The organism is Pseudomonas sp. Lz4W (genome assembly GCF_000346225.2).
Classification (GTDB): domain Bacteria; phylum Pseudomonadota; class Gammaproteobacteria; order Pseudomonadales; family Pseudomonadaceae; genus Aquipseudomonas; species Aquipseudomonas paraversuta.
On record NZ_CP017432.1, the window covers coordinates 886,597 to 899,993 of the forward strand.

The window sequence follows — 13,397 nt, forward strand, 5'->3', positions numbered from 1 at the left end:
GCTGCTATGGGCTGCGGTCCGGGTCTTAAAACAGGAAGTTCAGCGATTCCTGCCACAACAGGGCATCGGAATGAATCGGGGTAAATACCGGGTTTTTGGTGTAGGTCAGGCCGCTGATCAAGTACACCCCGGGGATCAGCCGGGCGGCATAGGAGGCGGTCACGGCCAGGGTATAGGGTGCGCTTTCCTGGCCGTAGGCCCGGGTGGCTTTGCGTAAATCGTCGCTGTAGTAACTTTTGGTCAGGCCCACGGCGGCCATGTCGGCGGGGCGGCTGGCGAACGGGCCGATGTTGAAGGCGCTGATCTGGAATGCCTTGTTGATGGCGTTGACCGAGTCGGGGGAGTAATCGATTTTGCTGTCCAGGTACCAGCCCCGTGCATCGCCGTAGGGCTTGCTGACCTGCACCGTTTCGGCCAGATACCCCCCGTAGTTGTTGTCCGACTTCCTGGTGCTCAAAAACTCGGTGTACTCACTGCTGTTGTACATCGCTCCGGCCCGCAGCCACATGCCGTTGGTGGTCGGGGAGGCGGCCTGTTTGTAGCCGGCCTCGTTGATGAACAGGGCGCGGGCATCCTGCACGCTCAGGCGAAAGCCGCTGGGGTTGAGATCGATGTCTTTTTGAATGCCTTCGGGGCTGACGCTGCGGGTCACGGCGGTGCTGTTGTAAAAGTGCAGCGACGGGTCGCGGACGATGACGTTGAAGGTGGGCGTCGGCTCGGTGGCGGACATCCCGACCTGGAACGGCACCACACTGCTGGGCCCCAGAGCGGCGGTGGACGCACTGCCACCCAGGGCCATGCCGTAGAACAACCGCACACCGGGGATAAAGCCGTATTCCAGCTCCAGCTGGTGGTCGAAAAAGGACTGGTTGATGGCAAACACCGACATGGTTTTGACCCGCGGGTTGGCCGGGGTGTAAGTCGAGTCCACCCAGTTGCCCGACAGCGTCAGCTGGGCATCGTTGGCAAAACCGATGCGGGTCAGGTCGTAGGTCAGGTACAGATTGACCGAGGTGTTGTAGCTGGGGTTCTGGCCGTTGTACACCTGGGGTTTTCCATTGTGGCCCAGCACGTCATAGGTGTAGCCGTTGTACGAGGTGGCGGTGAAGCCGATGCCGTGCTCGGCCAGTTCCTTGCGCAGCCCCCACAGTTCGGGGTTGATGCGTGCACAAACCGGCACGTTCTTGAATGACAGTTCGGCGCGGGTCAGGGTTTTTTCGTATTGCGCGCACGCTGGCGCTGCTGGAGTGTCAGCGGCCAGCGCGTGATGAGCAAAGGCTGTCGCGGCAACGCAGACGGCTAACGAAGACTTGGAGCACATAGTGTGAGGTTCCCATCCTTAAAATGTTTTCAGGACGACGCCAGGTGTGTGGTGGTCAGCATTAGTACTGCATTTTCACAACCAGCGGATGGGGCCAACGGTGAGTATCGATGAGGCCAGCAGCCAAGGCAAAATCTGTAGTCGCTGACCAGGCACGAGCCTGCGATAAGGGCCGCAGGCCCGGCAAAATTTCAGGGTCGCTGCGTAACCCATCGCAGCCTTGTGCCTCGTCAGCGATCAGCGCTGGGGAAAGTGTTGTTGTGGTGCAAGTCCCTCAGGAGCGCACAACCCCGGGGCGCCGGGCGTGGCTGTTGATGACCTGGCCCAATAGCTGGATCCCGGGCGCAATCAACTCCTGGGCAATGGAGCCAAATCCCAGGCGAATGCTCGGCCGGGTCAGGGTGTCGGGATCAAGGCAGAACGCATTGCCCGGATCAAACAGCACGCCTTTGGCCACGCCTGCGTAGTACAGGCTCAGCAGGTCATGCCGGCCCGCCAGTTTCAGCCACAGGGTAGCGCCGCCACTGGGCATGGCGAACTCGGCGTCGGGCAATGCTTCACGCAGTGCCCGGGTTACCGCGAGGGCGCGCAGCTGCAGGTTCTCCCTGGCCTGCTGCAACAGACGGTCGTAGTGGCCTTGCTGAATAAACAGCGCTGCGGTGATCTGATTGTTGCCGGGGATTTGCCGAATCATCAGGCGTTGCAACTGACGCAACTGCTCGATGACGGGGGCGGGTGCCACGATGTAGCCGATGCCCAGCCCCGGTGACAGCAGTTTGGACAAACTGCTGAGATAGATCACCCGCTGCGCCGGGTCGATGGCCTTGAGGGCCGGCAAGGCGTGGCCGTCATATTCGGTTTCGGGGTCGTCATCGTCCTCGAACAGCACCTGGTCATGCCGTTGCGCATGTTCGAGCAGGGCCAGCCGCCGGGCCTGGCTCATGGTCACCCCGGTGGGGCACTGGTAGGCCGGCGTGCAGTACAGGTAGTCGCACTGTGCCAGGGCCGGGGAAATTTGCAGCCCCTGCTCGTCGACGGGCAAGGGCAGCACCTGGGCGCCATCGTGGGCAAAGGCATTGCGCGGATCGCGATAGCCGGGTTCTTCAACCCCGATGACGCTGCCCGGTCGGGCAAATAATCGCGCCAGCAAGTAAAAGCTCTGCTGACGGCCCAGGGTCAGCAGAACTTGATCGTGGGTCGCAGCGATTCCGCGGCGGGGCAACACGCGACGAATCAACTGGTCGATCAACTGGCTTTCACCAACGTTCTCGCCTTCTTGCCACCAGCGATCCACCGCTTTGACCTCCAGGGCCTGACGGCTGCACTGGCGCCACTGCGAGAGCGGAAACTGCTTGGGATCGAACTGGCCGTAGATGAAGGGGTAGCGCACTTCGCGCCAGATCGGCGGGCGATCTGCCCACACTATTTCAGGCCCGGCGCGGTGCATGCGGGCAGACCAGTCCGGCGGCTGCGCTATCGGGGCGGGCGAGGCCCGGGCCTGTTGCGTCGGGGTAATGGCCCCGCAAACAAAGAACCCGTCGCGGGGGCGTGAATCCACATACCCCTCGGCCACCAGTCGCTCATACACCAGCACCGCGGTGTTGCGCGAAACCCCGGTCAGCAGCGCCAGATCCCGACTCGACGGCAGGCGTGTACCGGCGGGCAAACGTCCCTCCAGCATGGCTGTGACAAAGGCGGTGCACAGTTGAACCTGCAGCGGTTCATCATGCTTGCGCACTTTGGGCAGCAACTGGCGCCACATCAAATCATGCTGGCTGGAGCGCATGGGTAACCCTGGATCATTCGGCGGAACGCCACCCTAACCCAAGACTCTTTTGCAGCGCTATGGAGTCTTTGATCAGTTGCCCGTCACTGTGCACCCGGTCCAGCTCCGCGCGGTACCGGGTACGGTTTTCAGCGGCTTGCGCGAGTGATGCCGTTGAGTTGGTCGGTCAGCCGGCTGATGTACGGTCATGGTGGCCTGAATTGTTAGCCGTTGAATAATTACTGCGATCGGTAAAGTTATTTCTATCGATATAAATTGAGGCACACTCGTCTTCTCATCGATCAAGGAGAAACCCATGAGCACCATTCACCGGCGCCGATCAGCCAGCGAAGGCGGTTACCCCTGTGGGGATGAAACCAGTGCGCGGATTATCGAAGCAGCGTTGAAGCTGTTCGGCGAGCAGGGTTACGAGGGTGCATCGACACGGGAAATTGCCGAGTTGGCAGGGGCCAATGCGCCTGCGCTCAATTACTATTTCAAAAGCAAGGAAGGGGTCTATAACGCCTGCATCGAACATATGGTCGAGCACATCTGGGACTTCCTGGCGCCGACCATCGAAGAGGCGCAGGCGCAACTGGGTGGCCGGCCCGACACTGAGCAGCTGATTGAAACCTTCTGCTCGATCCAGAGCAGAATTGCCGAGTTCATGCTGGTTTCCAACCGCACCAGCAGCTGGCGCAAGTTTTATGCGCGCGAGCAGTCCGGGTTGGGGCCGAATGCAGGTGAAGAGGTGATCAACCAGCGCATTGGCCAGCGCATTATCGGTGTGACCAGTGGCATCATCTCGCGGTTGATGGGGCCGCAGGCGAGTCAGGAGGAGTGCATCCTGCGCTCCATGACCCTGACCGGGCAGTTGCTGCCATTCCACCTGACCCGTGCCAGCTCGCTCAGGGCGCTGGACTGGGATGTGCTGACGCCGAAGCGCTACGCCCTGTTGATGAAGATAGTGCACGAGCAGACCGTGGCCCTGTTGCGCGGCCTGGCGCGATAAAACCGCTGCAAACAAACGGGCATGCCCGCGCCGTCCTCTGCAGGAGCGAGCTTTTATCGAACCGATATTGATTGGCAAAAGAATGCAGTCTTCTTGAGACGCTCGCTTGAGCAGGGTTACAGGAATGATGTTGCATTTACCCCCGGCCTTTCCACGGCACCAGTCTGCGCTCTAGCCAGCGCATCCCCAGGTCGAACAGCAGCGCCAGTACGCCGATCATCAGGATGCCCATGATCACCACGTCGGTGGCCATGAACTTGGACGCTGTGAGTACCATGAACCCCAGCCCTGCGGTGGCTGCGACCATTTCCGCCGCCACCAGGGTGGTCCAGCCAAAACCTATGGCGATGCGCATTCCGGTGAGTATTTCGGGCAACGCGGCGGGCAGGATCACGTACTTGAGCACCTGCCCCCGGCTGGCGCCCATCGAGTACGCCGCATGGATTTGCTCGATGGCCACCGACTTGACGCCGGCCCGGGCACTCAGCGCCAACGGGGCGAACATTGCGAGGTAGATCAACAGCACTTTCGAGCCTTCGCCGATGCCCATCCAGATCACCACCAGCGGCAGGTAGGCCAGCGGCGGCAAGGGTCGATAAAACTCCACCAGCGGGTCGAACACCCCGCGGGCGACCCGATTGACGCCCATCAAAATACCCACCGGAATCGCCGTCAACGCGGCCAGTGCAAAGGCGCCAAATACCCGCAAGGCACTCCAGCCTATGTGGGTCAGCAGGCTGGCATCGGCAAAACCGTCGCGACTGACATCCACGATTTGCGCCCATACCGCTTGCGGTGAGGGCAGAAACAACGGTTTGATCCAGCCGTTACGGGTGGCCAAGAACCACAGGGCGACTATCACGCAGACGGTGCCGAAGCTGAGCAGCAGACTTGAGCCGTTACCCGGGGCACCGTATTGCTCGCCCGGTCTGGCGGGAGCTGCGCGGCGCAGTTCGTTCAGGGTGCGCAGTACGGCATTGCGTTGTTTTTCATCTAGCAGGCTCATTACGCCGCCTCCTCATCACCGTGGATGATGCTCAGGATCTGCTCGCGCAGGGCAATAAAGTCAGGGCTGGATTTCACCGCGCGGGCATCCCGGCATTCGAGAAAACGCTGGCCGAAATCCACCGCGAATTCATGGGTGATACGCCCCGGACGCGGTGACATGATGATCAGGCGGGTGGCCATGAACAGCGCTTCTTCCACATCGTGGGTGATGAAAAACATCATCTTTTGCGTGCGCTGCCAGATCTCCAGAATCAGCTCCTGCAAGCGTTCCCGGGTCAGGGCATCCAGCGCCCCCAGGGGCTCGTCCAGCAACAGCATTTTCGGATCGTTGGTCAGGGCCCGGGCGATCCCGACCCTTTGCTGCATGCCGCCCGACAGTTGATACGTGGCGTGGTCGCGAAACTCCGCGAGCCCGGTCAATTGCAAAAAATGCATGGCCCGCTCATAGCGCTCGGCGCGGGCAATACCGCGCAACTTGAGGCCGAAGGCGACGTTGTCGATCACATTCAGCCACGGCAACAGCGCGTGCTTCTGGAACACCACGCCGCGCTCGGCACCGGGGCCGGTGACTTGATCGCGCAACTCGGCGCCATGGATCCGTGCCGGCACCAGGCCGTGATAATCGCCCAAAGTAATCACGCCGCTGCTGGGTTGAATAAACCCGGCCATCAAATTCAGCAGCGTGGTCTTACCGCAACCCGAGGCGCCCAGGGCGACCACAAAATCTCCGGCGGCGATGTCCAGGTTGACCCCGGACAAGGCACGCACCGGCTGACCCTTTTGCTGTCCCGGATAGAGCACCGAAACATCATGGATTTTAAGGCTGAGGCTCATGGTGGATTCCTCTTTTGTTCGCTGAGTCATGTGGGAGCCGGCAAGCGCGCTCCCACAATCGGGTGACTGGTTTATTTGATGTTTTGCACAAATGCCGGGTTGATCGCCACGCTGTAGTCGGGCAACAGCGCCGGGATCTTCTTTTGCGCCTTGAGGAAGTCCGCGGTGGCTCCCAGGGCCTTGGCGGCCCCGCCGCCCAGCCACGCGGTACCTGCCTGTTCGCTGGCCAGCGGGAACCGGTACAGCGCCAGTACCTGCGGCACTTCATCAGGTTTGGCCCCGGATTGTCTGGCCACGTTGATCACCTGCGGCGAATCGGCGGTCCAGGTTTTTGGCGCGTTGACGTAACTGGCGGTACTGTCTTGCAACACCTGGGTAAAGGCCTGCATGCCCGGGCCGTTTTCGGCAGCGAATTTTTTGTCCACCACCAGCCCGTCAAACGTGGCCTTGCCCCAGTGGGTCAACTGGCCGGACGTCAGCAGTACATGACCGCTCTGTTTGAGGCGGCCCAGTGCCGGGTCCCAGATAAACGCCGCATCGATATCCCCACGTTCCCACGCGGCCGGAATGTCCGAGGGTTGCAGGTTGATGACCTTGACCTTGCCGGTCAGGCCGAACTGCTCAAGGGCAAACAAGGCGTGAAAGTGGGTGGTCGAGACGAACGGCACCGCCAGGGTTTTGCCCGCCAGATCCTGGGGCGCGACGATGCCGCTGCCATTGCGCACCACCAGCGCCTCGGCGTCGGCGATGTTGTCGAGAATCCAGAACAGTTGCGCGTCCACGCCGCGACTCAGCGCCGCGGCAATCGGGCTGCTGCCGGCCACCCCGATCTGCACATCGCCCGAGGCCATGGCCAGCATCACGTCGCCGCCGCTGTCGAAGTTGCGCCACTTGATGTCCCAGCCGGTGGCCTTTTCGAAAGCTTGCCGGGCGATGGCGTCCTTCCATGGCGCAAACATGCTTTGCACGCCGATGGTGACGGTTTGCGCCTGGGCATTGACCGCCAGACCCAGGGTCAGGGCGGTGAGCGGCAGCAACACCGCGCGACGAATCCATTTATTCAGGGGCTTGAGCATGGTGAGGCTCCGGGAAGGGGAAGGCGTTGTTTGAGTCAGCCCGATCTTAGGCGGCGGCCCGAAGCTTGCTTTAGATCCAGTTGCTGCAACCTGTGGTGCCAGAGGTCGTTGCAGGCCTTGCGGGGCAAGGGCTGTAGCGTATCGGGTGCGTCATAAGGGTGCGCCGGGGCAGGAGCTTGAGCCATGTTGGAGCGTTATTTCCGGCCCTTTGAAACCGGGCGCGGGTTACAGGAGCAACTGCGTGAGAGTCTGGTCAGCGCGATTCTGGACGGCGCCATGCCCCCCAGTGAGCCGATGCCGTCGTCGCGCAAACTGTGTGAACTGCTCAAGGTGTCGCGCAACACCGTGGTGCTGGTCTACGAACAGTTGGTACAGGACGGTTACCTGATCCCCTCGGATCGGCGCGGCTACTTCATTAACGAGAAGTACCTGCGTCAGCAACTCAACCTCAGCCTCAAGCCGGCCACCCGCAAGATTTTCGAGCGCCCCGATCACGCGCCGGACTGGGAGGCCCGCCTGCAAAGCAGCTCGTCGCGTTTGCGGGCCATTGTCAAACCGCGCAACTGGCGCGAGTACCGTTACCCGTTTATTTATGGCCAGGTCGAGGCCGACGAACAAACGGCTGCCCGCTGGCGTGACTGTTCGCGTATCGCCAGCACCGGCGCGCATATGCGCAGCTGGGTCGATGATCAGGTGATGCTCGACGATCCATTGCTGGTGGAACAAATCATCCAGCGGGTACTGCCCAGGCGCGGCATCAGCGTCTCGGCGCAAGAAATACTGGTGACCATCGGCACCCAGAATTCGCTGTACATGCTGGGACAACTGCTTGGCCGCCCGGGGTTGGTGATGGGGCTGGAAGAGCCGGGCTATGTCGATGCACGCAATATTTTCGGCCTTAGCGGCTGTGAACTGAAACCGCTGTGCATTGACCGTCAGGGATTGGTGGTCGATGCACAGCTGGATGGCTGCGAGATGCTGTTCTGTACCCCCAGCCATCAATCGCCCACCGGGGTGACCATGCCGCTGTATCGGCGCCTGGAGCTGATGGCCTGCGCCCGGGAGCGGGACTTTTTGATCATCGAAGACGACTACGAAAGCGAGCAGAATTTTTTGGGCAGTAACCATCCGGCGCTCAAGAGTTTTGATGACAGTGGCCGGGTGATCTATCTGGGCAGCCTCACCAAAAGCCTGTTGCCGGGGCTACGTTTGGGGTTTATTGCGGCCGATGCGGAGTTGATCCATGAGCTGCGTGCGCTGCGCCGCTACATCTACCGGCATCCGCCGTCGAATAACCAGCGTGCGCTGGCGCTGTTCCTGTCCATGGGCCATTACGATGCCCATGGGCGGCGCTTGCGTGACCGGCTGGCGCGTAAATGGCGGGTAATCAGCCGGGCGATGGCCGAACACCTGCCCGAGTTCAATGCCACCGGCATGGCGGGCGGGTCATCGTTGTGGGTTCGTTGCCCGCCGGGTGTCGATGCCTGGGTCCTGCAACGGCTGGCGGCCAGGCGCGGGGTATTGATCGAGCCGGGGGATATCCACTACCTGAGCGAACATCGCCCGCGCAATTGTTTCCGGCTGGGGTTTGGCGCGATTGCCCAAGAGCTGATCGAACCCGGGATTACCGCGCTGGGCGCGGCATGGCGGGAGATGAGTAAGAGCGAGCTTGCCTCGCGATGACGGCGGCGCGGTTTTGCAGAGGCAACGAGGTGATTGCATCGCGAGCTCTTCGTTGCCGGCCTGAAAGGCTCGCGAGGCAAGCTCGCTCCTACAGGAGGGGGTTACAACTGCTCGCGGCCCAGCGTGTCTTTGAGCACCGCGAACATCGCATCCAGATCCACCCGCGGAGTTACGGCCGGCGTCATACAGCGCGCCCTAATTGTAGGAGCGAGCTTGCCTCGCGAGCTCTTCGTTGCCGGCCTGAAAGGCTCGCGAGCAAGCTCGCTCCTACAGGATTTAGGGTTACAACTGTTCGCGGCCGAGGGTGTCTTTGAGCACCGCGAACATCGCATCCAGATCCACCCGCGAGGTCACCAGCGCCGGGGCGAAGATGATTGCATCACCGGTGGTTTTGACGTGCAGGCCGGCGTCATACAGCGCACGCTGGACCCGCGCGCCCTTGGCCCCTGGGGCTTCGCCAGGGGTCAGCTGAATCCCGCTGAGCAACCCGTAACCACGCAAATCGCTGACCTGGGGCAAGCCGCGCAAAGCGCTCAATGACTCCAGGAAATAAGGCGTCAGCTGCGCGCCTTTATTGAACAAGTCCTCATCACGGTAAATATCCAGCGCCGCCAATGCCGCCGCACAGGCCACCGGGTGCCCTGAGTAGGTATAACCGTGAAACAGCTCCGGCCCGGCGCCTTTGCTGGCGTTGATCACGGTGTCGTAGACCTGCTCGTCGACCGCCACTGCGCCCATCGGGATCGCGCCGTTGGTCAAGGCCTTGGCCATGGTGATGAGGTCGGGCCTGACCTCGAAACTCTGCGCCGCAAACCCTTGCCCGGTACGGCCGAAGCCGGTGATGACTTCATCGAATACCAGCAGGATTGCGTGCTTGTCGCAAATCTCGCGCAGGCGCTTGAGGTAGCCGGCAGGCGGCACATACACGCCGATGGAACCGGCAATCGGCTCAACGAAACACGCGGCTATGCTGTCGCCGCCATGCATGGCGATGATCCGTTCCAGATCGTCTGCCAGGTCTGCACCATGCTGCGGCTCGCCCAATTGATAGCGCTGATTTTCTTGCCAGGTATGACGCATATGACTGACGTGGGGCAGCCCGCCCGCCGCGAATGCCTGACGGTTGCGCATCATCCCGGACAGCGCCACGCCACCGAAATTTACCCCGTGATATGCCCATTCGCGGGACACAAATCGCGTGCGCTGGGCCTCGCCGCGAGCACGGTGATACGCCAGGGCGATTTTCATCGCGCTGTCCACCGACTCGGAGCCGGAGTTGGTGAAAAACACTTTGTTCAGGCCTTCAGGCAGCAGTTCGCTCAAGCGTTCGGCCAGTTCAAAGGACAACGGCGAAGCGCGCTGAAAGTGCGGGGTGAAGTCCAGGGTCAGCAACTGTTTGCAAACGGCTTCGGCGATCTCGCTGCGGCCATGGCCGGCGGCACTGCAGAACAGCCCCGAGCTGCCATCGAGCAACGCGCGACCTTCGCTATTCCAGTAGTGCACACCCTCGGCGCGGACAAACAATTGCGGGGCCCGCTGGAACTCGCGGTTATCGGTAAAAGGCAGCCATTGGTGATTCAGATTCATCGTCATGCGTATCACTCCTGAGGGGCAGTCCGGGTGTTCCAGTTGCTCGCAGACTAGGCACCGCAACAGCCGGTGACTTAGATCCAGACGGGCTTTTCGATGGAGCCAGTTCTGGCACCATCGAAAGCGCCGGCTGGCTCTAAGCCTGTGGGGGCGTGCTGACTACAGTGGCGCCATCGAGCACCCCGGAGCGGCGCATGAACCCTGAAACGAGTTGGGCCTTGAGCGCTCTCTGTGTGTTGGTGGCAGCGGTGGTACGCGGGCTGACCGGCTTCGGCTTTGCCGCCATCGCGGTGGTCGGGCTGGCGATGCTTGGATCGTTGCAGCAGGCGGTGCCACTGGTGTTGTTCCTGGAGGTCGCATCCAGCTTGATGCTGTTACGCAGTGCCTGGCGCGGGGCCAATTACCCCTTGCTCAGGCGTCTATTGCTGGCGGCGGCCTGCGGTGTGCCTTGCGGGATTTTGCTGTTGACCGGCAGCGACAGCCGCGGGCTGACGCTGGGGGTTTACGGGCTGGTGGGGTTGCTGGCGGTTCTGGGGCTGGCGCGGGTTCGCCTGCCAATGGGCGAGGGGCGGGCGGGGGCCTGGCTGGTGGGTGGCAGCAGCGGCGCGTTGATTGCCGCGTTCAGCATTGGCGGCCCACTGGTGGTGGCGTGGCTCAGCCATTGCGGGCTGCGGGCACAGGTGCTGCGGGCGACGCTGATCATGTTCTTTTTCGCTGTGGATATTGCTGCACTGGTGGGGCTGGCGATGGCCTCGGCTATCCCTTCGGATACAGGCTGGCAAGCGCTGCAGATGTTGCCCGCATTACTGCTCGGGCTGTGGCTGGGCCAGCAATTGTTTTTGCGTATCGAGGCCGAACAGGCTGCCCGTTTTACTCAATGGCTATTGCTGTTACTGGCAGGCACAGGCCTGTTGGGGCGGGCGTGGTCCTGATTTTTTCCAGGGGGAAACTTATGCGATCGAGTGTTTTTATCACGGGTGCCACTTCCGGTTTTGGCGAAGCCTGCGCCAGGCGTTTTGCTGCCGCTGGCTGGGCGCTGGTGCTGACCGGGCGCCGCGCCGAGCGATTACAGGAGCTGGCGGATGAACTGGGGGCGCAGACCGAAGTCCTGGCACTGGTGCTCGATGTCCGCGATCGCGACGCCATGCAACAGGCCATCGAGCAACTGCCCCCGGCCTTCAGCACCTTGCGCGGTCTGATCAACAACGCCGGTCTGGCCTTGGGCACCACCCCGGCCCAGCAATGTTCGCTGGATGACTGGGACACCATGGTCGACACCAATATCAAGGGCCTGCTGTACAGCACGCGCTTGCTGTTGCCGCGTCTGATTGCCCACGGCGCCGGAGCGGGAGTCGTTAATCTGGGTTCGATCGCGGGTAACTGGCCATACCCCGGCAGCCATGTGTATGGCGCGAGCAAAGCCTTTGTCCGGCAGTTTTCCCTGAGCCTGCGTTGTGACCTGCAAGGCACTGGTGTGCGGGTGACCAATCTGGAGCCGGGGTTGTGCGAGAGCGAGTTTTCCCAAGTGCGCTTTGCCGGCGACCAGGCCCGGTATGACGCGTTATACACCGGCGCCCAGGCCATTCAGCCAGCAGATATTGCCGAGACGATTTTCTGGCTGCTCAACCAGCCGGCGCACATCAACATCAATAGCCTTGAACTGATGCCCGTCAGCCAGTCGTGGAGCAACTTTGCAATTGAGCGCGCTCAGGGCACGTGACGCTGGCCCCGGGGGCCATACAGCACTATGCCCAAGAGCCGTTTTGCTACCTGTCCGGCATCAGGAGTTCAACTAGGAAATATCCTAAAGACAGCCAGGAGTCCTTGCCATAGTGTGCCCGCAGGCTGGTTTCATTCAAAAAGCGGCACAGGTGGCAAACCACTCTGGAAGAGTGTTTGCAAACTTACCAGCCCGTCCCGTCAAGGAGGTACTTGCTTCAGTCAGCAGGTGCCGCTGTTGGTTTTTTTATCAATAAACAGCAAAGACATTGACGGATTAATTGCCTGTGAAGTCCTGTCTTATTCCTGGTCGTGGAGATAAAAAAATGTACGGATCCCTGGCAGAACAAGTACGTGAAACAGCGCAAACAGAACAATCAAAAGAGGACATGTTATTTGCCATTCTTGCTGGAATGACCGGTGTACATCCGGGAATGTCGGCCATAAACCTTGCACGAAGCTATATGAAAGTCTGTGCCGTCAGCGGGTTGAAGCTCAACCCTTACTTTGTCAAAGACGGCAATTCCCGACCCTCCCCTAAAACCGCAAGAATGCTTGCCAATCGCAATTTCAAGGGGTTGGGCGTTACGTCTACCAGTCTTGGACTGGCTGCATTGGCTCCTGCCATCTCGCCCGTTCCGGCTCCCTTCGCGGCCATCCGTCACGCGTCTGCAACCGCCTCGACCACCCTGCATCTACACCGGCTTTCAAGATTGCTGGCGTCCTGCCAACCATTTGCCGTTGGCGACGAACAGGTCGCCCATGCAATCAAATGGCTGCAACTGGCCATAGAAGTAAAATTGGTAAAACTGGCATTTCGGGGAACAGAAACCGCATTGTCCACCACCTCGACTCTGCTCTCGTTTACCGGCATCGGGCTGGCTGGAAAGATCCCGATGATCATGATCAGCGTGCAACTTGAACTGGCCAGACAAGGGGTCAGTAATAAATATGCCGCCCTGTGCAAGATCGCGGCAATGGAACTGCAATGGGCCGCATTTCTCGAACAAAACAACAGTAACGCCGGTCTGCCGGAATTCAATTTCAACGCATCATCCCCGGCGGCCATGATCGAAAAACTCGAGCAGAGAAAAATGCTGCTGGGTGCGGCAATAACCGGCCAGGTGCGCAGCAGTGCGCTGGACGCCCGTACCGGCAACACCGGGTTAGGACCGGCAACTCTGATCATTAAAGAAATCATGGCCAAATACACCCTGCAAGGGCAGTTCTGCTCGGGGCACGACTATATGGCCATGATCAATGAACCCGCAGGCTGGAATGCCATTGCGGCAAAGCTCATGAACATTTAAGACCGGCTATCCAGGGTGTGTATTCAATCCCCTTGAACGTGCTGGTCATGCCTTGGGTGTCAGGGGTGAAACCCGGCAT

General features: G+C 60.8%; 11 protein-coding genes. 5 read left to right on the forward strand and 6 right to left on the reverse strand.

Annotation, left to right across the window (positions count from 1 at the left end; all coding sequences use genetic code 11):
• Nucleotides 1–25: 25 nt before the first annotated feature.
• A complete protein-coding gene (locus B195_RS04280; protein ID WP_003443522.1) occupies nt 26–1,321 on the reverse strand; it encodes a carbohydrate porin in 1,296 nt (431 codons plus the stop codon).
• 274 nt (nt 1,322–1,595) lie between these two features.
• The gene (locus B195_RS04285) at nt 1,596–3,107 is read right to left on the reverse strand and encodes a PLP-dependent aminotransferase family protein (protein ID WP_003443518.1); all 1,512 of its coding nucleotides are present in this window, start codon (nt 3,105–3,107) and stop codon (nt 1,596–1,598) included.
• Between the two features lie 295 nt (nt 3,108–3,402).
• Between B195_RS04285 and B195_RS04290 the strand changes: the two genes are divergently transcribed.
• Complete coding sequence (locus B195_RS04290) at nt 3,403–4,098, forward strand: CerR family C-terminal domain-containing protein (protein ID WP_003443517.1); 696 nt, start codon at nt 3,403–3,405, stop codon at nt 4,096–4,098.
• A gap of 136 nt (nt 4,099–4,234) precedes the next feature.
• On the opposite strand, the gene B195_RS04295 is transcribed toward B195_RS04290, so the two are convergent.
• From B195_RS04295 to tauA, 3 genes are all read right to left on the reverse strand, one after another.
• Nucleotides 4,235–5,104, reverse strand: a complete 870-nt coding sequence (locus tag B195_RS04295; RefSeq protein ID WP_003443516.1) for an ABC transporter permease subunit — start codon at nt 5,102–5,104, stop codon at nt 4,235–4,237.
• Nucleotides 5,104–5,940, reverse strand: coding sequence for a taurine ABC transporter ATP-binding protein (locus B195_RS04300; protein ID WP_003443515.1), 837 nt, complete (start codon nt 5,938–5,940; stop codon nt 5,104–5,106). Before B195_RS04300 ends, B195_RS04295 begins: the two co-directional genes overlap by 1 nt.
• Before the next feature lie 71 nt (nt 5,941–6,011).
• Nucleotides 6,012–7,016 (reverse strand): taurine ABC transporter substrate-binding protein, encoded by a 1,005-nt coding sequence (tauA, locus tag B195_RS04305; protein WP_003443514.1) that lies wholly within the window; start codon nt 7,014–7,016, stop codon nt 6,012–6,014.
• A gap of 183 nt (nt 7,017–7,199) precedes the next feature.
• On the opposite strand from tauA, the gene B195_RS04310 reads away from it, so the two are divergent.
• Nucleotides 7,200–8,699, forward strand: coding sequence for a PLP-dependent aminotransferase family protein (locus B195_RS04310; RefSeq protein WP_003443513.1), 1,500 nt, complete (start codon nt 7,200–7,202; stop codon nt 8,697–8,699).
• Between the two features lie 282 nt (nt 8,700–8,981).
• On the opposite strand, the gene B195_RS04315 is transcribed toward B195_RS04310, so the two are convergent.
• Complete coding sequence (locus B195_RS04315; protein ID WP_003443488.1) at nt 8,982–10,292, reverse strand: aminotransferase class III-fold pyridoxal phosphate-dependent enzyme; 1,311 nt, start codon at nt 10,290–10,292, stop codon at nt 8,982–8,984.
• Nucleotides 10,293–10,483: 191 nt separating this feature from the next.
• Here B195_RS04315 and B195_RS04320 point away from each other — a divergent pair, with 191 nt between their 5' ends.
• From B195_RS04320 to B195_RS22965, 3 genes are all read left to right on the forward strand, one after another.
• Nucleotides 10,484–11,221 carry a sulfite exporter TauE/SafE family protein gene (locus B195_RS04320; protein WP_003443487.1) on the forward strand — a complete coding sequence of 246 codons (738 nt, stop codon included), beginning with the start codon at nt 10,484–10,486 and terminating at the stop codon, nt 11,219–11,221.
• 20 nt (nt 11,222–11,241) lie between these two features.
• Nucleotides 11,242–12,009, forward strand: a complete 768-nt coding sequence (locus tag B195_RS04325) for an SDR family oxidoreductase (RefSeq protein WP_003443486.1) — start codon at nt 11,242–11,244, stop codon at nt 12,007–12,009.
• 325 nt (nt 12,010–12,334) lie between these two features.
• On the forward strand, nt 12,335–13,318 hold the full coding sequence (locus B195_RS22965) for a hypothetical protein (RefSeq protein ID WP_177412964.1): 984 nt from the start codon (nt 12,335–12,337) through the stop codon (nt 13,316–13,318).
• Nucleotides 13,319–13,397: the final 79 nt, after the last annotated feature.